Genomic DNA, 21,999 nt, shown 5'->3' with positions numbered 1-21,999 from the left:
CGCGAAATCACGCGAAAATACGCGAAAAGGAAAACCCGGGACTTGCTTTCGCGCCCTTTCGCGCCTTTCGCGGTTGCTTTTTTGTTCCATTGAATGAGTCATGGCCGCCTCCTACCAGACCAGCTGGCCGAGCTTGCGGACGTAGACCACCGTTTCGCGGTTCACGCCGGTGGGTCCCCAGTAGTTGAAGTGGTAGGTGAACTGCCCGTAGCCGCCCACCATGAGGTTCGGCTTCAGACGGGCGCGGGTGAGGCTGTTGTTCATGCCCGCCCGCTTCATACCGCGCAGGGGGGACTTGGGCACGCTGTAGGTGCGCTCCGTGGCGTGGTACTGGATGCAGGCGCCGCGCGGGATGCGGGCGCTGACGCAGCAGCGCACCACCACCACGCCGTTGTCGTTGTGGATCTCCACCCAGTCGTTGTCCTTGAGGCCGATGGAGGCCGCATCCTCCTCGCTGAGCCAGAGGGGGTCCTGGCCTCGCGACAGGGTGGTCATGCGCTCGGTGTCGCCGTAGGTAGAGTGGATGTGCCACTTCCCATGGGGCGTGAGGAAGTTCAGAGCCAGGGTGTTCCCCTCGCGCTTGGAGCAGCGCAGGTCGCCGAGCACCTGGGCCGGCGGCGTGGGCTTGTAGGTGGGCAGGTGCTCGCCGAAGGCCAGGTAGCCCTCGTGGTCCAGGTAGCAGTGCTGGCGGCCCGTGAGGGTGCGCCAGGGCACCATGCGCTCCACGTTGTAGGTGAAGGCGGAGTAGGGCCGCGTGTCGTCCACCAGCCCGGACCAGCAGGGGCTGTTGATGACCCGGCGAGGCTGGGACAGCAGGTCCTTGAAGGTGCGCCGCACACTCCGGTAAGGCTCGGCCAGATCCTTCAGGGGCAGGCCCGTGCGCCCTTCCATGTATTGGTAGGCCCGGTAGGCCAGCTCGCCGTTGGTCTCCGGCGCCAGGTGCAGCAGCGCGTTGGCGGCGTGGACGTCCTCCTCCAGGCTGGGCCGCTTCTGGCCGCCGGCCTCCACGGTGGGGTGGGTCTCCAGCATGCGGTCGTAGATGTCCTCGATGGGGTACTTCACGCCATGGGCGCCGAGGCCCTGCTCGCGCACGAGCGGACCCAGGGCGATGAACTTCTCGTGGATGGCTTTGTAGTCCCGCGTCACCACCTTGAGGCCGGGCATGGTCTTGCCGGGAATGGCCTCGCACTCGCCCGCCATCCAGTCGCGGATGTGGGGCTGGGCGATCTCCGCCGGGCTGTCGTGGGTGAGGGGCGAGGAGACGAGGTCTTCGATGGGCTCGGGCAGGTGCTTGGCGGCCAACTCGCTCACCCGCTTGGCCATGTCCTTGAAGATGTCCCAGTCGCTCCGGGATTCCCAGCAGGGCGGGACTGCCGCCGAGAGGGGGTTGATGAAGCTGTGCATGTCCGTGGAGTTGAGGTCGGTCTTCTCGTACCAGGTGGCCGTGGGCAGCACGATGTCGCTGTACAGGGCCGAGGTGTCCATGCGGAAGTTGATGTCCACCACCAGGTCCATCTTCCCGGTCACGGTGGGCCGCCAGGTCACGTCCTTCAGCGTGCCCTCGGCCACCTCCTCGGCGATGGCGTTGCTGTGGGTGCCGAGGTAGTGCTTGAGGAAGAACTCGTGGCCCTTGGCGGAGGTGCCGATGGCGTTGCCGCGCCAGATGAACCAGACCCGGGGCCAGTTCTCGGCGGCATCGGGATCCTCCACAGAGAAGCGGAGGTCCTTCTTCTTGAGGCGATCCACGGTGCTGGCGATGATGGCGGCCTCGTCCTTGGCGCCGGCCTTGCGGGCTTCGGCCACCACGGCCACCGGGCTTTCGTTGTACTGGGGATAGAAGGGCAGCCAGCCGCTGCGCACGGCGCGGGTCTGCATGTTCATGCAGTGGCCCTCCACGAGGCTGCTGCCGTCGGGCACGGTGTTGTAGGCCTTGAACTCGCGCTCGTAGCGCCACTGGTCCGAGTTGACGTAGTGCCAGCTGGGCCCGTTCTGGAGGCGGTTCACGGGCACCCAGTCCCGGGCCATGGCGATGGCGGACCAGGAGGCCACGGGCGCCAGCTTCTCCTGGCCGACGTAGTGGGCGAGGCCACCGCCGTTGGTGCCGATGCAACCGCAGAAGACCAGCGCGTGCTGGGCGGCGCGGTAGATGAGGTTGTTGTGGTACCAGTGGTTGATGCCGGCGCCGATGATGACGGTGCACTTCCCCTTGGTCAGTTCGGCCGTGCGGGCCCACTCGCGGGCGAAGCGCAGGACGTTCTGCCGCGAGAGGCCCGTGATGCGCTCCTGCCAGGCGGGGGTGTAGACGGCGGAGGCGTCGTCGTAGTCCTTCGGGTAGGCGCCGCCCAAGCCGCGCTCCACGCCGAACTGGGCCATGAGCAGATCGTAGACGGTGGTAACCGTGGCCTCGGAGCCATCGGCCAGCTTCACGCGCCGCACGGGCACGCCGCGCAGGCAGGTGCTCCCGCCCGCGAAGTCGTCGAACGACACCTGTTCCACGCCTTCGCCAAGGAACGTCAACGACGGCGCGATGGGGCTGTCGTCCTTCCCGTCCTGGAGCAGCAGGTTCCACTGGCCCGGCTTGGTGCCCCAGCGGTGGCCGACGGCGCCCTTGGGCATCTTGGGCGCGGCGCTGGCCTCGTCCCACATGAGGAACTTCCACTCGCCGTGCTCCTCGTCCGCGTACTTCGCGAGGCGCCCGGCCCGCAGGAGCTGGCCGGGGCGGAGCCCGCCTTCGGCCTCCACCAGCTCCACCAGGAAGGGCCCGTCCGTGTAGGTTTTCTGGTACTCCAGGAAGAAGGGCACCTGCTTCTGGTGGTGGAACTCCGTGAGGATCACGTGGTTCACCGCCATCCAAAAGGCGCCGTCCTGGCCCTGGTGGACGGGCATCCACTCATCCGCGTACTTGGCCACCTGGTTGAAGTCGGGGCTGAACACCACCATCTTCGTGCCGTTGTGGCGGCTCTCGGCGGCGAAGTGGCAGTCGGGCGTGCGGGTCATGTTCAGGTTGCTGCCCATGACCGCCAGGAACTTGGCGTTGTACCAGTCCGCGCTCTCTTGCACGTCCGTCTGCTCGCCCCACATCTCGGGGCTGCTGGGGGGCAGGTCGCAGTACCAGTCGTAGAAGCTGAGGTTGGTGCCGCCCATGAGCTGGAGGAAGCGCGAGCCCGCGGCGTAGCTCAGCATGGACATGGCGGGGATGGGGCTGAAACCGGCAATGCGATCGGGGCCATGGGTCTTGATGGTGTGGATGTTGGCGGCGGCGATGAGCTCACCCACCTGGCCCCAGGAGGCCCGGCGGAAGCCGCCCTTGCCTCTGGCGCGCTGGTAGCGCGAGCGCTTCTCGGGGTTGTTCTGGATGCTGGCCCAGGCGGCCACGGGGTCCTGGTGCTTGCCCTTGGCCTCTTCCCATAGGTCCATGAGGGCGCCCCTCATGTAGGGGAACTTCACCCGCAGGGGGCTGTAGAGGTACCAGCTGAAGCTGATGCCGCGCTGGCAGCCACGGGGCTCGTAGGGCGGCACCTTCTCGTCCAGCAGGGGGTAGTCCACCACCTGCATCTCCCAGGTGACGATCCCCTCTTTCACATAGATGTTCCAGCCACAGCTCCCCGTGCAGTTCACGCCGTGGGTGCTGCGCACGACCTTGTCGTGGGCCCAGCGGTTCCGATAGAACTCCTCCCAGGAGCGGGTTTCGGGATCGACGATGTCGGTGATCCAGTGGCTCTGCTTGCGCTCGGTCATGTCTCGGTTCCTTCCGGATCAGGCGCGTGGCTTGAGGTTGCGGCGCAGGCCGCGGAAGCGCCGGCGGCCCAGGCGGCCGGCCAGCAGCATCCCGGAGACGAGGCCCACGATGCCGAGGACGGGGAAGGCCATGTCCGTGCGGGCCGGGGGCTGGGCGGCCAGGCTCTTGATGAAGCTGCCCACCTGGAAGGCCTCATCCGCCGTGAGCGGCGTCTTCTGGAACACGCCCTGCATGGTGGGGAAGGCGGGGTTCTCGATGGCGGGCACCAGGCCCACGCCCAGTCTCCCAGACGCCCCGGTCAGGTCCGGTCCCAGGCGTCCGCCCCCGAAGCCGCCCAGCCCCTGGGCGCTGTGGCAGGACATGCAGGCGGGCGCGCCAGAGGCGAACCGGGTGAATCCCATGAAGAGCTGCTGGCCATTCCGGATGTCGGCGGGCGTGGCGGCCCGGGCGATGGCCGCGCTGCCGAGGGTCCTTCCGGCGGCCGTGTAGTCGTCGATGAGCTTGAGGAGGGCCAGGGCCTCGGCGGCGGTCACCCCCAGGTCCGGCATGCGCGTGCCGTTGAACTCCCGGAGGAGGGCCGCGGCCGTGGGATCCCCACCGTCGAGCTGGGCGGAGGGCATCTGGATGAACTTGGCCGCCCACTCGTGGGGCCGGCGCTGGCCCAGGCCCTTGAGGTCGGGACCCACCTTCCGGCCCGCCCCGATGGTGTGGCAGCTCATGCAGCTCTTGCGGAACTGGGCCTCCGCATCCTGCGCGACCAGGGCCGGAGCCAGGACGGCGAGGAAGATCCAGGCGAGCACCTGCCTTGGCGTGATCCTGGGGAACACAACACCTCCTCGAGGGAGCAGCCGGCACGAGGCGCGGCAATTTTAGGAATGATTGTTCTGAAATTCGGCCAAGTATGGCTCCACCTCCCCTGGCCGCGCAAGGGGGGTCACATCAGAAGTTGTGGGAATTTGAAATTTAAATAAAATGTTTCATTATCAGTGATTAAGTATGAATATCGACATTTGTCATCATCTTGAGACTCCGTCTTCTTCAAGATCTCGAGGCAAGGGCACTCCCCACCTACGCAGTGACAAAATCACAAAATTCAGACATGGCGCCGTTTTATGAGTGATCTATATTCAGACTACAAATTCCTTTTATTTCCCTTCCGGAAGGTCCATGAACCATCCCCAGCCCGGCTGTCCGCACCCGCGCAGCCTCTTCCACGCCCCCACGCGCTACGCCCTGCAGGCCCTCGTGCGGATGCCCGGGGATGGCACCTACCGGCTGGCCCGGAACCTGGCCGCGGAGCTGGACCTGCCCGGCCCCTTCCTGGCCAAGATCCTCCAGGCCCTCTGCCACGCGGGCCTCCTGGAGTCCCTCCGCGGCCCCACGGGGGGCTTCCGCCTGACCCGCGCCCCGGAGCACATCACCCTGCGGGAGGTGGTGCTGGCCATGGAGGGGCCGGAGCCCTTCGAGGACTGCCTGCTGGGCCACGCGGCCGAAGGCGAGGACTGCCACTGTCCCATCCGGCCCGCCTGGGACGTCCTCCAGACCCTCCTCACCCGGGTCCTGGCCCAGACCTCGCTGCGTGACCTCCAGGCGGCCCAGTCCGCCCCCGGACCGCCCGAGGACCCGGATCTCGCGGTGGCCGCCCCCGTATAGATATTCGAGAGCGCGTGATCCCCATCACGATCTGAAATCGAGTCCGCGAATTATTTTAGGATATTTAAATCCGCTTTTCATTCAAACCCGGAGCCGCCCATGTCGGACCGATCCCGAGCCGCCACCGCCCTGGCCATGAGCACCCTGGCCTTCACCCTCTGCTTCGCCGTGTGGACCCTGAACGGCGTCCTCGTCACCTTCCTGGTGGAGAACGGCCTCTTCCGCTGGGACACGGCCCAGATCGGCTGGCTCATCGGCATCCCCGTGCTCACGGGCTCGGTGATGCGCCTGCCCGTGGGCCTGCTCACGGACCGCTTCGGCGGGCGGAAGGTCTACACCATCCTCCTCCTGCTGGCGGCCCTGCCCACCTGGCTGCTGGGCAGCGTCCAGAGCTACCAAGGCTTCCTCCTAGCCTCGCTCGGCTTCGGCCTGTCGGGTGCCGCCTTCGCCGTGGGCATCGCCTATTCCAGTGTCTGGTTCAGCAAGGAACGCCAGGGCACGGCTCTCGGCATCTTCGGCGCGGGCAACGCGGGCTCAGCCCTCACCAGCATGGGGGCGCCCTTCCTTCTGAAGAAGCTCACGGCGGGCGGGGCGAACCTGGAAGCCTGGCGGACGCTGCCCAAGCTCTATGCGGCGGTCCTGCTGGTCATGGCCGTGGCCTTCTTCCTGCTGACCCACGAGAAGAAGGCGGAGGGCGCGAAGGGCAAGACCTTCGTCCAGATGCTCTCACCCCTGCGCCACCTGCGCGTGTGGCGCTTCGGCCTCTACTACTTCCTGGTCTTCGGTTGCTTCGTGGCCCTGGCCCAGTGGCTGATCCCCTACTACGTGGGCGTCTACGGCATGAGCCTGGCTATGGCGGGCCTCCTGGCCTCCCTCTTCAGCCTCCCTTCCGGCCTCATCCGCGCGGCGGGGGGCTGGATGTCCGACCGCTTCGGCGCCCGGACTGTCATGTACTGGACCTTCGGCCTCAGCATCTTCGCCTGCGCGGCCCTCATGGTGCCGCGCATGTCCATCGAGAGTCCGGGACCTTCGGTGCTGGCCCAGGTGGGCGGCGTGGTCACGGAGGTAGGCCCCGACCGCATCGTGGTGGGAGGGGCGGCCTACACCTTCCGGACGAAGGGAGCCGAACCGGAGGGGCAGGACGGGCGCATGATGGTGCTGCCCCAGAGCCGCTTCTGGCAGACGCCCATGGTGAAGGTGGGCGACCGCGTGAAGAAGAAGCAGCTGCTGGCCTCGGGCACCACCCATGTGTTCTTCCAGGCCAACGTGTGGATCTTCACCTTCCTGGTCTTCGTGGTGGGCATCGTGTGGGGCATCGGCAAGGCCGCCGTCTACCGCTACATCCCGGACTACTTCCCGGACGAGGTGGGCGTGGTGGGCGGCATCGTGGGGGTCATCGGTGGCCTGGGAGGCTTCGTGGGGCCCATCCTCTTCGGCTACCTGCTAAAGGCCACGGGCCTGTGGACCACCATGTGGCTGTTCCTTGCCGCCCTCTCCGTCGTCTGCCTGGTCTGGCTCCACACGGTGGTGCGCCGCCTCACCCGCGAGCAGAATGAGACCCTCTTCACCCGCTTCGAACGCCCGGCGTCCGCCCCTGCCCTCGCCGGCCCCGGCGCCGCCGAACCCGCCTGAACCGCCCCTGGAGAGACCCCATGGCCAAGCTCACCGAATGGAAACCCGAGGACGCCCAGTCCTGGCGCGCCGGCGCCAGCCGGATCGCCTGGCGGAACCTGACCTGCTCCGTGCCCAGCCTCCTGTGCGCCTTCAGCGTCTGGATGTTCTGGAGCATCCTCACCGCCAAGATGAAGGACGCGGGCTTCCCCTTCACCGACGCCCAGCTCTTCACCATCGTGGGCATCGCGGGCCTGGCGGGCGCGACCCTCCGCATCCCCAGCAGCTTCCTCGTGGCCCTCGCGGGCGGACGCAATGTGGTGGGCATCACCACGGCCCTCCTCATCGCCCCGGCCCTGGGCGCCGGCATCGCCCTCCAGGACCGGAGCACGCCCTTCGCCACCTTCGCGGCCCTGGCGGTGCTGTCCGGCGTGGGCGGCGGCAACTTCTCGTCCTCCATGTCCAACATCACCGGCTTCTTCCCCAAGCGCCTCGCGGGGCTGGCCCTGGGCCTCAACGCCGGCATCGGCAACCTGGGCGTGTCCGTGATGCAGTTCCTCGTGCCCGTGGTGATGGCCGGGGCCCTCTTCGGCGGCCTCGCGGGGGCGCCGCACCTCACCGCCGCCGGGAAGGCGCTCTACATCCAGAACGGCGCCCTGGTGTGGGTCCCCCTGCTGGTGGTCTTCACCGCGGCCTCCTGGTTCGGCATGAACAACCTGCCGGCCCACGACAGCGAGCCCACCGGCGCGGCCGTGGGGCGCATCCTGGCCCTCCAGGCCGTGGGCTTGGCGGTCAGCGGCGTCGGGGCCTGGATCCTCGTGAAGAACCCCGCCCTGCCCCTGGGGCTCCAGCTGGGCCTGGTGCTGCTGGTGGTGGCGCTGTGCCTCGGGGCCATGAAGCTCTTCCCCGGCAAGGTGAAGGCCAGCCTCGGCCGCCAGTTCGCCATCTTCCGCATGAAGCACAACTGGATCATGACCGTGCTCTACATCATGACCTTCGGCAGCTTCATCGGGTACAGCGCCTCCTTCCCGCTGCTCATCAAGATCGTGTTCAAGAAGGACCCCTCGGCCTACGCCTTCCTGGGCCCCCTGCTCGGCAGCCTGATCCGCCCGGTGGGCGGCTGGCTCTCGGACAAGCTGCGGGGCAGCGTGGTCACCCAGTGGTCCACCGTGATCCAGATCCTGGGCGCCCTCCTGGTGGCCCACTTCGTGAAGGCCGCGGTCGCCGCGCCCGACCCCGCGGTCCACTTCGCGGCCTTCATGGCCAGCTTCATGCTGCTGTTCCTCGGCAGCGGCATCGGCAACGGCAGCACCTTCCAGATGGTCCCCTTCATCTTCGAGCCCCAGTTCGCCGGCCCCGTCCTGGGGTGGACCGGTGCGGCCGCGGCCTACGGCAGCTTCATCATCCCCACGGTCTTCAAGAGCCAGATCAGGCCCGGCGCCGTCACCGTGGAGAATGCCCTCTACGGCTTTGCCGCCTTCTACGTGCTCTGCCTCGCCCTGAACTGGTGGTACTACGTGCGGAAGGATGCCGAGGTGCGCTGCTGAGCACCCGCGGCCGCATCTGGAGCACCTAGAGCGTCCCGTGGTCTTTGGGTTTCCCGTCCGGGCCCGTCTCCTGGGAGTCCAGCGCGTCCTTCAGGTACACGAGGTTCCCCGACAGCCAGAACACCACGCCGATGGCGATGAGGAACAGGGCCGCCCAGCCCGAGACGCCCGTGTGGCTCAGCAGGGTGGCCAGGTCCCCGTCCGCCTCCGCGGCGAAGAGGGCCCGGCAGTAGAGGAAGACGCCCACCAGGCTGATGGCCCAGCCTGTGAGGATCCAGCGGCGACCGCGCTCGCGGACGCGGGCCACGGCCCGCTGGGATTCCTGGGCAAGGGCCAGGGTGTCGGAGTGCTTGAGGGCATGGGTGTGTCGGCCGGGCATGGGAGCCTCCTAGGAATGGGAAGGTGAGGGCTGGAGCCGGGCCCCAGACGGGCGGGCCTGCCGCCTCAGGAGGCGGAGCAGCCCCCGCAGCAGGCTGAGGACGAGCCCGAGGAAGGTGAGCATCCAGGTGGTGAGGGCCAAAGCGACGAAGGCCCGGGGCACGGCGGCGAGGGCCGGGAGCCGGAAGGCCTCCGCCAGCCGCCAGGTGGCCAAGGTATACATGGCCATGGGGAACACGGCCCCCCAATAGAGGGGATCGTAGAGGAGCGGGATCCGGCGCATGAAGTAGCGCCAGACGCCCAGCACCGCCAGCATGGGGATCCACCAGGTCGCCGTGGCCCAGAACAGCAGCGTGAACCCCTTCAGGAAGGGCAGGAGGCCGGCCAGCAGGGCGGAACCCTCCGCCCGGCGGACGAGCAGCGCCCCCGCCAGGGTGGAGATGGCCATGGCGCCCATGTTGATCCAGTAGGGCGGCAGGAGGTCCGTGGGCTGGAACCGGAAGAAGGTGTAGCGGTAGAAGATCAGGGAGATCATCCAGATGTAGAGCATGCCTCCCATGAGCCAGAAGCTCGCGAGGAGGAGGTCCAGCAGCTCCGGGTCCAGGCCCAGGCGCGGGCCCGCCAGCGCGCCCAGCACCGCCACGGACTGCGTCGCCACCACGGCGGAGAGCCAGCCGCCATTGATGCCCTCCGCGAGGCCGGGCTTCCCCTCCTTGACGGTGAGAGCCGCGAAGACGCCGTAGATGCATCCGCCCCAGAGGGCCAGCGCCAGCCACCAGAGGGGCGGCACCGCCGCCTCGAAGCGGTGGGTCGCCAGCAGCTGGACGCCCACCACGCTGGTGGCCGCCACCGTGGTGAAGAAGCCCGGTCCCCGGCCGTGGTCCGCCCAGTCCGACGCGAAGGCCCGGGGCTGGAGGACCAGCCGCAGGAGCGTGAGGAGCCACAGGAGGCCGTAGGCCGGCAGGTTGACCCAGAGGAGGAGCTTCGGAAGGAGGGGGATGCCCAGCAGGTGGCAGGCGGTCCCGAGGATGCCCGTGGCCATCACCAGCGAAAAGTAGGCGGGGTTCAGCCGCGCGAGCCCTTCCCGGGCCTCTCTGGCGCAGACCCGCAGCAGGCTCGCTTGCGTCACCCGGCTGGGATGGGCCGTCGCCATGGGATTCCTCCGCTCCCCAGCATCCGGCGCCGCTCAGGGGCGCGGTAGCGGGCCGGGCGGAAGAACCGTGTCGGTGTCCGTCCTACAGTCCGCGGGCGGCCCTACTCCACCAGGCCGTGCCGCAGGGCGTACTGCATGAGTTCGGCGTTGGTGGAGAGCTGCATCTTCTCCAGGATGCGGGCCCGGTAGGTGCTCACGGTCTTCACGCTCAGGCCCAGCTCCTCTGCGATCTCGCTGGCCGTCTTCGCTGCCGCGATGAGCCGCAGCACCTCGAACTCGCGGGGACTGAGCCGCTCGTGGGGTGCGCCCTCCCGGTCCATGGAGACATGGGCCGCCAGGGCCTCCGCCAGGGAGGCGCCGATGTACCGCCGGCCGCCGAGCACCGTGCGGACCGCCTGGATCAGCTCTTCGGGGGCGCGTTCCTTGGTGAGGTAGGCCGAGGCGCCGGCCTTCAGGGCGCGGATGGCGAACTGCTGCTCGCCGAACATGGAGAGCACCACAATCGGGAGGTTGGGCTGCAGGGCCTTGAGGTCCGGGAGGATGTCCAGGCCGCTCCGCCCGGGCATGGAGATGTCCAGGATCAGCAGATCCCAGGCCCCGTCCGGCAGGGCAGCCAGCGCCTCTTCCGCGGTGCCCGCCTCGCCCACCTGCACGCCGGGAAGGGCCTCCTCCAGGATGCGCCGCAGACCCGACCGCAGCAGGGCATGATCATCCGCCAGCAGGATGCGCCACATGGCCTCCGTCCTCCCCTGGCAGGATGCCACGGGGGAGGATCGCGCACAGTTCGGCGCCCCCCTGCGGCGCCCGCCCCAGCTGCAGGCGCCCCCCGAGGAGGCCGATCCGCTCCTCCATGCCGAGGATGCCCAGGTGGTCGCCCGGCCCGGCGTCCCCGAATCCGCGCCCGTCGTCCCGGATGCAGAGTTCGGCCTGGGCCTCGTCCACCTTGAGCGCGATCTCCACGGCCTTCGCCCCGGCGTGCCGGGCCACGTTGGTGAGGGCCTCCTGGGTGATGCGGAAGAAGGCCGTGGCCTGCTCCGGGCTCAGGGCGCCCTCCAGCCCCTCCGCCCGCACCCGGCAGGCGACACCGCTGCGGCGCTGGAACTCCCCGGCGAGCCACTCCAGGGCCGGCAGCAGGCCCAGGCGGTCCAGGACGCTGGGCCGCAATTCGCCCGCGATCCGGCGGACGGAATCGATGGCGGCGTCGATCTGAGTACCCGCCTCGTCGCACCAGCGCGACAGGTCCCGGGTCTGAGGTCCGGCTTCCGGGACCTGGGCCTTGAGCCGCAGGGCCCCCACGGCGAGCTTGAGGGCGGTGAGGTCCTGGCCCAGCTGGTCGTGGAGTTCCCGGGAGATCCGGGCACCCTCCTCCTCCCGCGCGGCCTGGAGGCGGCGCGAGAGGGCCCGGAGCTGCGCCTGGGCCTCCTGGGCCTCGTCGTGCTTGCGCGCCAGGGTCTCGGCCATGCCGTTGAAGGCCGCCGCCAGGTCCTGGATTTCCCCGCGCGTGGCCGGCCGCGGGGCTCGGGCCTGGAGGTCCCCGGCCCCGAAGCGGCGCGTGGCGCCCGCCAGGAGGCGGAGGTCCCGCAGCACGGAGATGTCCGCCGCCACCAGGGAGCCCAGCACCGTGAGGAGCAGGAGCAGGGCCAGCACCACCAGGGTGCGCTGGAAGGCGAGGTTGGCCTCCTGGAGCACGGCAGCTTCCGGGAGGCCCACCGCCACGAAGAGGTCGGGCACCTCGGGCAGGGAGGCGGCGACGAACAGGCGCTTCCTCCCGTTGGGCATGACCGCTTCCGTCATGCCCTGCCCGCGCCCGGCCATGCGCTCCCAGGCGGGCAGCCGCTGGCCCACCGCTGGCCCTCCGGCCGCCTCGCCGCCCCGGGCCAGCACCCCTCCGGCCCGATCCGCGATGTAGAGCGCCGTCCCGGCGGGGAGCTGGGCCTGGGGCCCCAGGTTCTCGAGCCAGGCCAGGTCGAGGGCTGCATAGAGCACCTCGCTGCTCCCCGCCAGGGCCGTGGCCAGGATGAGGATGGGGCGGTGGACGACCTCGCCGATGCGGTAGCGGCCGATCGCCACGCCCGGCTTGGCCAGGGCGCCCTGGAAGGCCGGCTCCTCCCTCATGTCCACCCGGCCCACGGGGGGGACCACGCTGTAGACCAGCCGGCCTCCCGCGTCCAGGAGGCCGAGGTTGGCGAGGGCGGGGTTGGCCTTCAGGAGGCCCGGGAGGAGGGGCCGGATGTCCTCGCGCCTCTCGCCGTCGCCGAGCTGGCGCAGCAGCCGCTGGGCCCCGAGCACCTGGTCGGCGTGCTCCCGCGTGGCGATCCCCGCCACCATGCGAGCCTCGGCCTCGGCGTGCCGGAGGGCCCCGCTCCGCTCTCGACTGGCCAGCAGCAGCACGAGCAGGAAGGTGGGCAGGGTGGCCGCCAGGGCCAGCAGGGGCAGGTGGAGTCGAAGCGTCCGAAGAGAGGCCGGGAACCAGGTCATGAAACGGGGGGTCCTTTCGCCTATCGTAGGCCGGGCTCTGGAACCTATGACAGGATTTCAGGATGGCCGACCTCCTGCTGCCCCTCGATGAAGCCCTCGCCCGTCTCGCGGCGGCTCTGCCTTCGCCCGCCTTTCCGGAAGTGCGGGCGGATCGGGATGATCCCGCCACGGACCTGGCGGCCATGGATGGCGTGGCGCTCCGCTCCGAGGATGGCCGAGCCCCGCGCCGGCTGCTGGGCACCCTCTACGCCGGGGATGACCCGGCGGCCTTCACGATCACCCCCGGCACCGCGGTGCGCATCATGACCGGCGCGGCCCTGCCCGCGGGCGCGGACGCCATCCTGCCCGTGGAGCAACTGCGCGAGGAGGCCGGCCTCATCCATCCCCAGGCCGGCGTCGAAGCCGGCGACCATGTGCGACGCCGGGGCGGCCAGGCGCGGGCCGGGGACCTCCTGCTGCCCGCGGGGACCCCGCAGAACGTGGCCCGCGCGGCCCTGCGGGCCTGGGTGGGCCAGCCCATCCCGCTCCCGGCGCGGACCCGCGTGGCCGTGGCGTCCACTGGCGACGAGCTGGTGGACGATCCCCGGCCGCACCAGATCCGGGATTCCAACGGCCCCATGCTGGCCGCCCTGGCCCATGCCCTGGGCGCGGAGGTCGAGCGCCGACCCGCCCTGCCCGACGATCCCGAGGCCCTGGCCGCGGCCCTGCGGACCCCCGGCGGCGCCCGCATCCTCCTGACCTCCGGTGGCGTGAGCATGGGCGAGCACGATCACCTGCCCGCGGTGCTGAAGGATCTCGGCGCGACCATCCTCTTCCACAAGATCCGCCTGAAGCCGGGCAAGCCCATGCTGGCGGCCCAGCTCGGGGACCTGCTGGTGCTGGGCCTGCCGGGCAATCCCGTGTCGGCCTACCTCAACGCCCTGCTGTTCCTCCCTGTGGCGCTGGCGAAGCTGGAGGGCCGCGCCCTGCCGGATCCCTGGCGCCACGGCCGCCTGGCCGGCGCGGTGCGCCACAAGGGCGATCGCCCCCTGCTGCATCCCTGCTGCCTCGCGGAGGGTCAGCTCCACCCCCTGCCCGGCAAGGGTTCCGCCGACCTCGTCACCCTCGCCCGGGCCGATGCCTTCGCGTGGATCGAGGCCCCCGGCGAAGAGGCGGGGGCCAAGGTCCGCTACCTGACGGTGGTGTAGCCCCTATCTTCAAAAACGCGCGGCGTTTTTGGAGCGCGGCTCAGCCCTTGGCGTACCGCTGCAGCTTCCCCAGGTCCAGGATCCGCACCACCGGGAAGGTGCTCTGGATGAGGCCCAGGTCCGTCAGCAGACGCAGGGCACGGCTGAAGGCCTCGCGGCTGGCGCCGATGCACTGGGCCAGGTCCTCCTGGGTCTCCTGGAACTCCACCAGGGACCGCATGGGATGGGATTCGTGGGCCTCCAGCAGGAGCTGGGCCACGCGCTCGGGCACGCTGTGCAGGCTGAGGGTCTCCACCAGGGTCACCAGGTGGCGCACCTTGGCGGCGAAGTGGTGGATGAGCATCTCGGCCACCTCGGGGTGGCGGTGGACGATCTGACGCAGGGGCGCGGAGGGGATGAGCCAGCACTCCGTCTCCCCGTGGGATTCGGCGCTGGAGGCGATGGACGCGCCGTCGAACACGGCCACCTCGCCCACGCAGTCCCCGACCTTGAGGAACTGGAGCACCTGGACCCGGCCGCGGCCGTCCGTGCGGAAGACCTTGAGGCCACCCTTCACCACCACGTAGACGCCCGGCACCTGGTCGCCCTGGGTGTAGACCCGGGCGCCGTCAGGGAACCGCCGCATCTCCGCGATGCTGGCCAGCTCTTCGGCAGCGTTCATCGGCAGCCCAGCCAGGAACTCGATCCTTCTCAGGTTGAGGACTGCTTGAGGCATGGGGCTCCACCGAGGCACTAAGTCAGTTATCGCACATTTCCATCGGATTGTGATCCTGGTCACGCAAACGGGTACCAAGCGACCAGTACTTTACCGCGAGGTTGGAATTTCGTCTGGCGAAAATCACGTAGAACAAGGCCCCGGCGGCATCTGCCTACCGGGGCCTCTGGAGCACCAAATAACCTGATCGATGAGAATGCGTCTACTTCACCCGCTCCATGAAGGTGCGATCCACCGTGTTCACGCGGATCTTCTTGGTATCGCCTCCGGCGATACGCAAGGCCTCTCCCCTGAAGGGGTCGGTGCCTACTTCACCCGCTCCATAAAGGTGCGGTCCACCGTGTTCACGCGGATCTTCTGCCCGGCTTCCATGTAGGGGGGCACGCCCACGGTGATGCCGTTGTTCAGCTTGGCGGGCTTGTAGGAACCGGTGGCGTTGGCGTTCTTCATGACGGGATCGGTCTCGACGATCTCCAGCACCACGCTGGCGGGCAGGGTGGCGCCCATGGGCTGGCCCTCGTAGAACTCGATCTCCACCTGCATGTTGGGCTCGAGGAAGACCAGGTCGTCGCCCAGGAGCTCCTTGCTCACGTCCATCTGCTCGTAGGTCTCGTTGTTCATGAAAACGAGGTGGTCGCCGTCCTCGTAGAGGTACTCAAGCATGTGCTGCTCGAGGCTGGCCTTGTCCACCTTGTCGGCGCTGCCGAAGCGGTTCTCGCGGTTGATGCCGTCCTTCAGGCGCTTCATCTTCACCACCACGCGGGCCGGCAGGTTGCCGGGCGTCTGGTGCTCGACGCTGATGACGCGGCAGAGCTCGTTCTCGAAGTTGACGATCATCCCGGCGCGGACCTGGGTGGCGTTGATGAAGGGCATGGGAGACTCCCGGGGGGATGTGGGACGGCTGGGAAGAAGAAAGGCCCCGATCGCGATCAGGGCCTTTGGGTGGTGGGCGTACCAGGATTCGAACCTGGGACTTCTACCGTGTGAAGGTAGCACTCTACCGCTGAGTTATACGCCCGCGGTCGACCAGAATAACCCAGGATCCGCCCGTTTCCAAGCCCAGATCAGCGGGCGGCCACCTTCCGCAGCGCCTGGGCGAGCCGGGGGGCCTCGTCCCTCCGCATGGAGCACAGGCCCACGCGCAGTCCCTCCGGCAGCGGCACCGTGAACACGCCCTCGGCCTTCAGGCCCTCGCAGGCCGCGTCCGGATCCGCCGCGGGGGCCGTGACGAAGAACCCTCCGGTCCAGCGGAAGGGTGCCATGCCTTCGGCCTCCAGGGCCGCATCCAGGGCCTGGGCGCGGGCGGCCATCACCTCGGACCAGTGGCGGTGCTCCGCCGCCAGCCGCGCCTGGGCCTTGCCGTCCCGCGCCAGGCGCAGGAGCAGGGACTGGGGGGCCCGGGGACAGTTGGACCAGGTGCCCCGGCTGGACTGGGTCAGCGCGGCCTGCAGGGCCGGATCGTCGCACCAGGGGAAGGCCAGCGCGCCGCCGCGGCCGCCATAGAGGGTCATGGCCTTGGAGAGGGACATGGCGGCCCCCGCCAGCACCCGGCCCTCGGAGCCCAGGGCCGCATAGTCCTTCAGGGCCGCCCCCACGGCCTCGGGCTCGCGGGTGTAGTCCAGGTAGGCCAGATCCAGGATCAGGGTGACGGGCCCCAGGGCCGACGCGTCGCGGAGGAGCCCCGCCAGCGCCGCGCGGTCCGCGGCGGACAGGCTGCGCCCCGAGGGGTTGTGGCAGGGATCGTTGAGCCAGACCATGACCCGGCCCTGGGATTTCATCTGGGCCCGCAGGGCCTGGTCCCAGGCCGCCGCGTCCAGCGCCTGTCCCGCCGCCGGCCAGGGGGCCGTCTCCACCCGCATGCCGTTCTCGCCCGCCATGGTGGCATAGGGGCCCCAGTAGGGCGCCGTGGTGAGGAGCGCCTGGCCCGGCTCCAGGAAGTTCCGCAGGGAGAGGGACAGGGCGCCGCTGCCACCCGGGGTGGCGCAGGCCGCGCCCGCGCCGTCGAGGGCGGGCCAGTACCGCTGGACCAGGGCCTTCAGGAAGGCCGGATCGCCGGCGATGGGCGCGTAGGGGGCCACGTCCATGGCGCCCAGACCCCGCCACAGGTCCATCACCGTCTCATGCACCACCAGCTGTCCGGCCTCGTCCAGCAGGACGCCCACGGTGGCGTTGAGAATGGACTCGCCCGCCGCCTTCCGCGCCTGGGCCTCGGCGTTCAAGGCGAAGATGGGATCGTCCGCGGGAAAGTCGCGCCGGGTGGGGATGAGCTGCTCAGTCATGCTCTAGCCTACCGTCCCGGCCCCCCGGACGGCGCGGGAGGATGCGCCAGGGCATGGCGCAGGAAGGCCGCGGCTTGGCCCGCGAGCCCCCCGCCTACCTGGGCCCATGAAAAAGTCCGGGGGATGCTCAGGTCCGGGAGGGGGATCACCTCGAGAGTCCCCCGCTGCAGCTCCCGCTGGATGCTCCAGCGGGAAAGGAAGCCGATGCCGAGCCCCAGCAGGACGCAGGACTTGATGGCCTCGGTATCTCCCACCACCAAGTCTGTGGCCCGGGGACCCTGGATCCGCCGCGTCCTCCGCAGGGCGCGCTCCACCACCACCCGCGTGCCCGAGCCCGGCTCGCGCCAGATGAGCGGAACCCCGGCCAAGTCCGCCGCGGTGCGCACGGCCTTCAGCGGATCCGGCGCCCGGGCCGCCCGGACCGCCACTAGCTCGTCCTTCAGGTAGGGCTGCAGGGACAGCCCGGGAGCCCGCGTGAGCCCCTCCACCAGGGCCAGGGGGACGCGCCCCTCCCGCACCCAGGCGAGCACCTCGTCCGTGTTGCCCACCTCCAGGACCAGCGGAGCGGGCCGGTGGCTGACGGCAAAGGCCTGGAGCACCGGGGGAAGGATGTAGGCGGCGGCGGTGGTGCTCGCGCCCAGACGCAATTCCCCGGCGGGCTGCTCTTCGGCCTGGAGCCGCTCCACCGCCTCTTCCAGCAGGCGATGGACCCGCCGGGCATAGTCCGCCAGGAGGCGGCCCGTCTCGGTGAGCTGAACCCCGGAAGCGTGCCGGGTGAAGAGGGAGCGGCCCAGATCCGCCTCCAGCTGCCGGATCTGGGCCGTCACGGCCGGCTGCGACAGGTTCAGAAGGCTGGCGGCCGCGGAGATCCGGCCCGCCTGGGCCACCACCCGGAACGTCTCCAGGCGTCGGGGGTCGAGGTCATCACGCATCGGGGTCCATCCACTTTTCTGATGAGCCATTCATTATGACTATTATTTTTTTGGATCGAATGGGCCTACCTTCAATCCCCATGAAGCACCTCGCCTCCCTCCTCCTTCCCCTCGGCGCCCTCCTGGCCCTGGCCCCCTTCACCCCCGCCGCGGCGGCCCTGGTGGGTGGCGCCGCGCTGGCCCTCACCCTTGGCAATCCCGCGGCCAACCTCACCCGCCGGTGGACCCACCGGCTGCTGCCCCTGGCGGTCATCGGCCTGGGCGCGGACATGAACCTGCGGGCGGTGGCCAAGGCGGGCCTGCACGGCCTCGGCTACACGGCCCTGAGCCTGGCCCTGGTGCTGGCCCTGGGCCTCTGGCTGGCGCGGACGCTGAAGGTGGACAGCGAGACCGGCCTGCTGATCTCCGTGGGCACCGCCATCTGCGGCGGCAGCGCCATCGCGGCGGTGGCCCCGGTAATCCGCGCCAGGGACCACGGCATCTCCGTGGCCCTGGCCACGGTCTTCCTGCTCAACGCCGCGGCCCTCGTGATCTTCCCGCCCCTGGGCCACGCGGCCGGACTGGGCCAGGACGCCTTCGGCCTCTGGTCGGCCCTGGCCATCCACGACACCAGCTCCGTGGTGGGCGCCGGGCTCGCCTACGGCCCCCGGGCCCTGGAGGTGGCCACCACCGTGAAGCTGGCCCGGGCCCTGTGGATCGTGCCACTCACCTTCGGCATCGGCTGGGTCATGGCCCGCCGCGAGCCCGCCTCCGCCGACGCCCCGCCGGTGAAGAAGCCCTGGTTCATCGCCGGCTTCCTGGCCATGGCCGCCCTCGTCACCTTCGTGCCCGCCCTCCAGGTGCCGGGCCACCTGGTGGCCGCGGCCGCCCGGCGCGTCCTGGTGCTGACCCTGTTCCTCATCGGCGCCGGCCTCAGCCGCGAGGCCCTGCGCAGCGTGGGCCTCCGCCCCTTCCTCCAGGGGCTGGTGCTCTGGCTGATCGTGGGATTGCTGGGCCTGGGGGCGGTGAAGCTGGGGTGGCTGACGGTGGGATGAAAGCAACCGCGAAAGACGCGAAAAAATCGAAAGCTCCCGCGAAGTTCACGAAGGCGCCTTGTGGGCGAATGAAGAGCACGCAGGCGCCCTGATTCACTCATGTCATCCCTTGCTGCCCTTCCCAGAGCCGTTGGAAACACCCTTCGCGCGCCCGAAGGGCGATTCGCGCCTTTCGCGGTTCCAGCCTTTCATCCATCCATGTGAGCCCGATAATGCAGGTCTGGCTTTTCGAGGTGTCCATGATCCGCCCCTTCCAAGGCATGGTTCCCAAGCTCGGCTCGCGGGTGTTCCTGGCGGACAGCGCGCTGGTGCTGGGTGACGTGGCCATCGGCGACGACGCCAGCATCTGGTTCAACTGCGTCCTCCGCGGCGACGTGAACTGGATCCGCATCGGCGCCCGCACCAACATCCAGGACGCCTGCTGCCTGCATGTCACCAATGGGAAGTGGCCCCTGCTCATCGAGGAGGAGGTGAGCATCGCCCACAACGTGATGCTGCACGGCTGCACCATCCGGAAGGGCGCCCTCATCGGCATGAGCACGACGATCATGGACGGCGCCGAGATCGGGGAGGGCTGCCTCGTGGCCGCGGGCAGCCTGGTGCGCGAGGGCCTCCAGGCGCCCCCCCACAGCCTGGTGGCCGGCTGGCCCGCCCGGGTGAAGGGCCCCCTCAGCGAGACGCAGCGCGAGCTCGTGGCCAGCGTCTGGACCCGCTACGTGCGCTACAAGGAGGCCTACTTCGCCGACGGCTGGCCCGTGGCGGAGGCGCCGTCGATCCCCGACCCCCGGCCTGGATTCGCCGAGGGCCACCCTTTTCCCTGACCCTCAGTTCTGGGCCGCCGGCGGGTTCACCACCTCCCAGCCATCCTCGGTGCGGCCCTGCACCTGCTCCTGGGTGTGGGTGACGACCTCGCCCGTCAGCACGCGCTGCTCGTTCCGCCGCGGAATCTCGGCCCGGAACTTCACCGACCAGATGGTGACGCCCCCTTCCTCGAGGTGATCCGGGTGGATCATCACCGCGCCGCCGGGGCCGGTCTCGCCGCCCAGGAAGGCCGGGCTCTGGGGATCGAAGGGATTCTTCAGGGCCACCAGTTCCGGATCCCCGAGGAGGTCCCGGACGAGGGTGTCCTGGGGCACGGGCTGGTTCGGATTCCGGGCCTGCCAGGCCAGCACGGCGGCCTCTGCCTTGGCTTTCGCCAGGTCGAGGTGGTGCTGGACGGCCTTCTCCCGAACCAGCTCCCTCTGGAGCACCACGGCGGGGATGGCGAAGGCGGCTGCCATGCCCATGACGGGCAGCATCAGCGCGGCCAGCACGAGGCCGATGATGCCCGTGACCAGGCCCGTGGAGGGGACGGGCACGTAGCTCTGGGGGTCGGCCTTGGCCAGCCGCTTCGCCTTGGCCTGCTGCACCAGGGCCACGATGCCCAGGATGAGCGCCACGGGGAGGCCCACGCAGGTGAGGGCGAAGATGATGGAGAGGATGCCGCAGACCTTGGCGGCCTGGGCGCCGGGGGCAGGAACGAGCGCGGACGTCGGGAAGGCGTCGGACATGGGCATCTCCAATGGGGATGCCTCCAGCTTCCCAGAAGACGGGGCTTCCCAGAAGGCGGAGCGATCCGGAAGATCGTCCCTCCCGCCCATTGACAGGCTGGGCTAGACTCTCGGGATCATGTCCCCCCTGCTGATCCTCCGCGTCCACGCCGATCTGCGCCTCGGGCTGGGGCACGTGGCCCGCGCCATCGCCCTGCAGGAGGCCTGGCGCGCCCTCGGGGGCGCCGCCTGCATCGCCGCCTCGGGGGATGATCGCGCCCGCCGGGTGGGCGGCGGCCGGCACCCCTTCCTGGACCAGGCCCTGCCCTGCGAGGCGATCTACCTGGGCGAGGCGATCCACGCGCCCCTGCCGGCGGAGCTGAAGGCCCGCGCCGCCGTGGCACTCGTGGACCAGTGGGACACCAGCACCGAGTTCCTCCAGGCCCTGCGTCCCCTGAGGGTGGCCGTCATGGAGGACGACACGGATGCCCATGAGGTGGCGGACCTGCTCTTCCAGCCCTTTCTGGAGGGTGTCCACTGGGCGGACCACCCCGTGAAGGTGGTGGATGGGCGCAAGGTCCGGCCCTACGAGACCACCTCCGGCGCCTGCCGCGTGGTGCGCGGCGCCAACTTCATCGTGGTGGACAAGGCCGCGCTGGAGCTGCGTCCTAAGCGGATGCCCCTCCAGCCCCTGGCCGTCCACAAGCTGCTGGTCACCTTTGGCGGCAGCGACGGCCCGAACCTGGCGCAGAAGGCCTTCGACACCCTGGCCAGGCTGGCCTCCGAGGACCGCTGGCACGGCGCCTGCACCCTGCTGGCCCCCAACGGCATCCAGGGCGACCCCTTCCCGGGCTGCACCGTGGCCAGGAGCCTGCCGGCCCTCACCCGGCGCATCCAGGACCACGACGCCATCTGGTGCTCGGCCGGCGTGACCCTGGCCGAGGCCCTCTGCATGGGCGTCCCCGCCACGGTCTGGGGCCAGAATGATCGGCAGCACGGCATCCTGGCGGACCTGGCCATGGCGAACGGGTGCTTCGACCTGGGCGTGGGTCCCGAGGCCGACCTCGGCATCGTGCGGGAGGCGCTGACGCAATGGCTGGGTCCCGAGGGCCAGGACAACCGCCAGGAGCAGGTCCGCGACGGCATGGCCCTGGTGGACGGACTGGGTGCCTCGCGCATCGCGCAGGAGCTGTGGCGTTTGGCCGCGCCCCAGGGCTGAAATCCCGGCTTGACCCCACCGGCCTCCAACGATAAGCTTTCCCTTCTGTGGACTCGCCGCCCGTAGGGTGGTGTCTTCGCAGCCCGATGTGATCCCGGAGCAGGCCATGAGCACGTACTTCCCGAAAGCCGATGATCTGAAGCGCCAGTGGTTCCTGGTGGATGCCACCGGCATTCCCGTGGGCCGCCTGAGCACCGCCGTGGCGGATGTCCTCTCCGGCAAGAACAAGCCGACCTGGACCCCCTTCCTCGACACCGGCGACCATGTCGTCGTCATCAACGCCGAGAAGGCCGTCCTGACCGGCAAGAAGGGCGTGCAGAAGTTCTACCGCCGCACCACCACCCAGCCTGGCTCCATGAAGGAGGTCAAGGCCGAGGTGATGAAGGCCACCTACCCCGAGCGCATCATCGAGAGCGCGGTCAAGGGCATGCTGCCCAAGGGCCCCCTCGGCCGGGCGATGTACCGCAAGCTGAAGGTCTATGCCGGCCCCGAGCACGAGCAGGCCGCCCAGCAGCCCCAGATCCTGACCATCCAGAAGTAGAGGC

The 21,999-nt window shown here is 69.6% G+C and carries 19 protein-coding genes and 1 tRNA gene; 8 read left to right on the top strand and 12 right to left on the bottom strand.

Annotated elements, in window-relative coordinates; all coding sequences use genetic code 11:
• Positions 1-111: 111 nt before the first annotated feature.
• On the bottom strand, positions 112-3,738 hold the full coding sequence (locus MLG87_RS07720) for a nitrate reductase subunit alpha (protein WP_243294622.1): 3,627 nt from the start codon (positions 3,736-3,738) through the stop codon (positions 112-114).
• Between the two features lie 18 nt (positions 3,739-3,756).
• Positions 3,757-4,566: a c-type cytochrome gene (locus tag MLG87_RS07715; protein ID WP_243294621.1), complete on the bottom strand. Its 810-nt coding sequence runs from the start codon at positions 4,564-4,566 to the stop codon at positions 3,757-3,759.
• A gap of 340 nt (positions 4,567-4,906) precedes the next feature.
• Between MLG87_RS07715 and MLG87_RS07710 the strand changes: the two genes are divergently transcribed.
• The 3 genes from MLG87_RS07710 to MLG87_RS07700 all read left to right on the top strand — a co-directional run bounded on the left by MLG87_RS07710 (position 4,907) and on the right by MLG87_RS07700 (position 8,550).
• Positions 4,907-5,392 (top strand): RrF2 family transcriptional regulator, encoded by a 486-nt coding sequence (locus tag MLG87_RS07710; RefSeq protein ID WP_243294620.1) that lies wholly within the window; start codon positions 4,907-4,909, stop codon positions 5,390-5,392.
• Between the two features lie 99 nt (positions 5,393-5,491).
• Positions 5,492-7,024 carry an MFS transporter gene (locus MLG87_RS07705; protein WP_243294619.1) on the top strand — a complete coding sequence of 511 codons (1,533 nt, stop codon included), beginning with the start codon at positions 5,492-5,494 and terminating at the stop codon, positions 7,022-7,024.
• A gap of 20 nt (positions 7,025-7,044) precedes the next feature.
• A complete protein-coding gene (locus MLG87_RS07700; protein WP_243294618.1) occupies positions 7,045-8,550 on the top strand; it encodes an MFS transporter in 1,506 nt (501 codons plus the stop codon).
• A gap of 25 nt (positions 8,551-8,575) precedes the next feature.
• On the opposite strand, the gene MLG87_RS07695 is transcribed toward MLG87_RS07700, so the two are convergent.
• From MLG87_RS07695 to MLG87_RS07680, 4 genes are all read right to left on the bottom strand, one after another.
• A complete protein-coding gene (locus MLG87_RS07695) occupies positions 8,576-8,929 on the bottom strand; it encodes a hypothetical protein (protein ID WP_243294617.1) in 354 nt (117 codons plus the stop codon).
• A 9-nt stretch (positions 8,930-8,938) separates the two neighbouring features.
• The gene (locus MLG87_RS07690; protein ID WP_243294616.1) at positions 8,939-10,081 is read right to left on the bottom strand and encodes a tellurite resistance/C4-dicarboxylate transporter family protein; all 1,143 of its coding nucleotides are present in this window, start codon (positions 10,079-10,081) and stop codon (positions 8,939-8,941) included.
• A 101-nt stretch (positions 10,082-10,182) separates the two neighbouring features.
• Complete coding sequence (locus tag MLG87_RS07685) at positions 10,183-10,815, bottom strand: response regulator (protein WP_243294615.1); 633 nt, start codon at positions 10,813-10,815, stop codon at positions 10,183-10,185.
• Positions 10,790-12,559: a sensor histidine kinase gene (locus MLG87_RS07680; RefSeq protein WP_243294614.1), complete on the bottom strand. Its 1,770-nt coding sequence runs from the start codon at positions 12,557-12,559 to the stop codon at positions 10,790-10,792. The genes MLG87_RS07685 and MLG87_RS07680 overlap by 26 nt, the downstream gene beginning before the upstream one ends.
• 62 nt (positions 12,560-12,621) lie before the next feature.
• On the opposite strand from MLG87_RS07680, the gene MLG87_RS07675 reads away from it, so the two are divergent.
• Positions 12,622-13,746, top strand: coding sequence for a molybdopterin molybdotransferase MoeA (locus tag MLG87_RS07675; RefSeq protein WP_243294613.1), 1,125 nt, complete (start codon positions 12,622-12,624; stop codon positions 13,744-13,746).
• Positions 13,747-13,786: 40 nt separating this feature from the next.
• Here MLG87_RS07675 and MLG87_RS07670 read toward each other — a convergent pair whose 3' ends face one another.
• The 5 genes from MLG87_RS07670 to MLG87_RS07650 form a co-directional block, all read right to left on the bottom strand.
• The gene (locus MLG87_RS07670) at positions 13,787-14,461 is read right to left on the bottom strand and encodes a Crp/Fnr family transcriptional regulator (RefSeq protein WP_243287177.1); all 675 of its coding nucleotides are present in this window, start codon (positions 14,459-14,461) and stop codon (positions 13,787-13,789) included.
• A gap of 306 nt (positions 14,462-14,767) precedes the next feature.
• Positions 14,768-15,334, bottom strand: coding sequence for an elongation factor P (efp, locus tag MLG87_RS07665; RefSeq protein ID WP_243287178.1), 567 nt, complete (start codon positions 15,332-15,334; stop codon positions 14,768-14,770).
• A 70-nt stretch (positions 15,335-15,404) separates the two neighbouring features.
• Positions 15,405-15,479, bottom strand: a tRNA-Val gene (locus MLG87_RS07660).
• A gap of 46 nt (positions 15,480-15,525) precedes the next feature.
• The gene (locus MLG87_RS07655; protein ID WP_243294612.1) at positions 15,526-16,740 is read right to left on the bottom strand and encodes a pyridoxal phosphate-dependent aminotransferase; all 1,215 of its coding nucleotides are present in this window, start codon (positions 16,738-16,740) and stop codon (positions 15,526-15,528) included.
• 8 nt (positions 16,741-16,748) lie between these two features.
• Positions 16,749-17,672 carry a LysR family transcriptional regulator gene (locus tag MLG87_RS07650; protein ID WP_243294611.1) on the bottom strand — a complete coding sequence of 308 codons (924 nt, stop codon included), beginning with the start codon at positions 17,670-17,672 and terminating at the stop codon, positions 16,749-16,751.
• 80 nt (positions 17,673-17,752) lie between these two features.
• Here MLG87_RS07650 and MLG87_RS07645 point away from each other — a divergent pair, with 80 nt between their 5' ends.
• On the top strand, positions 17,753-18,706 hold the full coding sequence (locus tag MLG87_RS07645) for a YeiH family protein (RefSeq protein WP_243294610.1): 954 nt from the start codon (positions 17,753-17,755) through the stop codon (positions 18,704-18,706).
• Positions 18,707-18,945: 239 nt separating this feature from the next.
• Positions 18,946-19,527 (top strand): gamma carbonic anhydrase family protein, encoded by a 582-nt coding sequence (locus MLG87_RS07640; RefSeq protein ID WP_243294609.1) that lies wholly within the window; start codon positions 18,946-18,948, stop codon positions 19,525-19,527.
• A gap of 3 nt (positions 19,528-19,530) precedes the next feature.
• On the opposite strand, the gene MLG87_RS07635 is transcribed toward MLG87_RS07640, so the two are convergent.
• A complete protein-coding gene (locus MLG87_RS07635; protein ID WP_243294608.1) occupies positions 19,531-20,256 on the bottom strand; it encodes a hypothetical protein in 726 nt (241 codons plus the stop codon).
• 118 nt (positions 20,257-20,374) lie between these two features.
• On the opposite strand from MLG87_RS07635, the gene MLG87_RS07630 reads away from it, so the two are divergent.
• Together MLG87_RS07630 and rplM are read left to right on the top strand one after the other, a co-directional pair.
• A complete protein-coding gene (locus MLG87_RS07630) occupies positions 20,375-21,454 on the top strand; it encodes a hypothetical protein (RefSeq protein ID WP_243294607.1) in 1,080 nt (359 codons plus the stop codon).
• 106 nt (positions 21,455-21,560) lie between these two features.
• A complete protein-coding gene (rplM, locus tag MLG87_RS07625) occupies positions 21,561-21,995 on the top strand; it encodes a 50S ribosomal protein L13 (protein ID WP_243287185.1) in 435 nt (144 codons plus the stop codon).
• Positions 21,996-21,999: the final 4 nt, after the last annotated feature.

This window comes from Geothrix mesophila, assembly GCF_022808835.1.
GTDB lineage: Bacteria > Acidobacteriota > Holophagae > Holophagales > Holophagaceae > Geothrix > Geothrix paludis.
The sequence above is the reverse complement of the archived record's forward strand: the minus strand, read 5'-3'. Positions and strand labels throughout refer to the sequence as shown.

Bases quoted from the DNA above. Each gene is read 5' to 3' on its own strand.
- MLG87_RS07675 (WP_243294613.1), top strand. From the start codon at position 12,622: ATGGCCGACCTCCTGCTGCCCCTCGATGAAGCCCTCGCCCGTCTCGCG.
- MLG87_RS07700 (WP_243294618.1), top strand. From the start codon at position 7,045: ATGGCCAAGCTCACCGAATGGAAACCCGAGGACGCCCAGTCCTGGCGC.
- MLG87_RS07645 (WP_243294610.1), top strand. From the start codon at position 17,753: ATGAAGCACCTCGCCTCCCTCCTCCTTCCCCTCGGCGCCCTCCTGGCC.
- MLG87_RS07630 (WP_243294607.1), top strand. From the start codon at position 20,375: ATGTCCCCCCTGCTGATCCTCCGCGTCCACGCCGATCTGCGCCTCGGG.
- MLG87_RS07710 (WP_243294620.1), top strand. From the start codon at position 4,907: ATGAACCATCCCCAGCCCGGCTGTCCGCACCCGCGCAGCCTCTTCCAC.
- MLG87_RS07695 (WP_243294617.1), bottom strand. From the start codon at position 8,929: ATGCCCGGCCGACACACCCATGCCCTCAAGCACTCCGACACCCTGGCC.
- MLG87_RS07690 (WP_243294616.1), bottom strand. From the start codon at position 10,081: ATGGCGACGGCCCATCCCAGCCGGGTGACGCAAGCGAGCCTGCTGCGG.
- MLG87_RS07640 (WP_243294609.1), top strand. From the start codon at position 18,946: ATGATCCGCCCCTTCCAAGGCATGGTTCCCAAGCTCGGCTCGCGGGTG.
- MLG87_RS07720 (WP_243294622.1), bottom strand. From the start codon at position 3,738: ATGACCGAGCGCAAGCAGAGCCACTGGATCACCGACATCGTCGATCCC.
- efp (WP_243287178.1), bottom strand. From the start codon at position 15,334: ATGCCCTTCATCAACGCCACCCAGGTCCGCGCCGGGATGATCGTCAAC.
- MLG87_RS07670 (WP_243287177.1), bottom strand. From the start codon at position 14,461: ATGCCTCAAGCAGTCCTCAACCTGAGAAGGATCGAGTTCCTGGCTGGG.
- MLG87_RS07685 (WP_243294615.1), bottom strand. From the start codon at position 10,815: ATGTGGCGCATCCTGCTGGCGGATGATCATGCCCTGCTGCGGTCGGGT.
- MLG87_RS07650 (WP_243294611.1), bottom strand. From the start codon at position 17,672: ATGCGTGATGACCTCGACCCCCGACGCCTGGAGACGTTCCGGGTGGTG.
- MLG87_RS07705 (WP_243294619.1), top strand. From the start codon at position 5,492: ATGTCGGACCGATCCCGAGCCGCCACCGCCCTGGCCATGAGCACCCTG.
- MLG87_RS07655 (WP_243294612.1), bottom strand. From the start codon at position 16,740: ATGACTGAGCAGCTCATCCCCACCCGGCGCGACTTTCCCGCGGACGAT.
- MLG87_RS07680 (WP_243294614.1), bottom strand. From the start codon at position 12,559: ATGACCTGGTTCCCGGCCTCTCTTCGGACGCTTCGACTCCACCTGCCC.
- rplM (WP_243287185.1), top strand. From the start codon at position 21,561: ATGAGCACGTACTTCCCGAAAGCCGATGATCTGAAGCGCCAGTGGTTC.
- MLG87_RS07635 (WP_243294608.1), bottom strand. From the start codon at position 20,256: ATGTCCGACGCCTTCCCGACGTCCGCGCTCGTTCCTGCCCCCGGCGCC.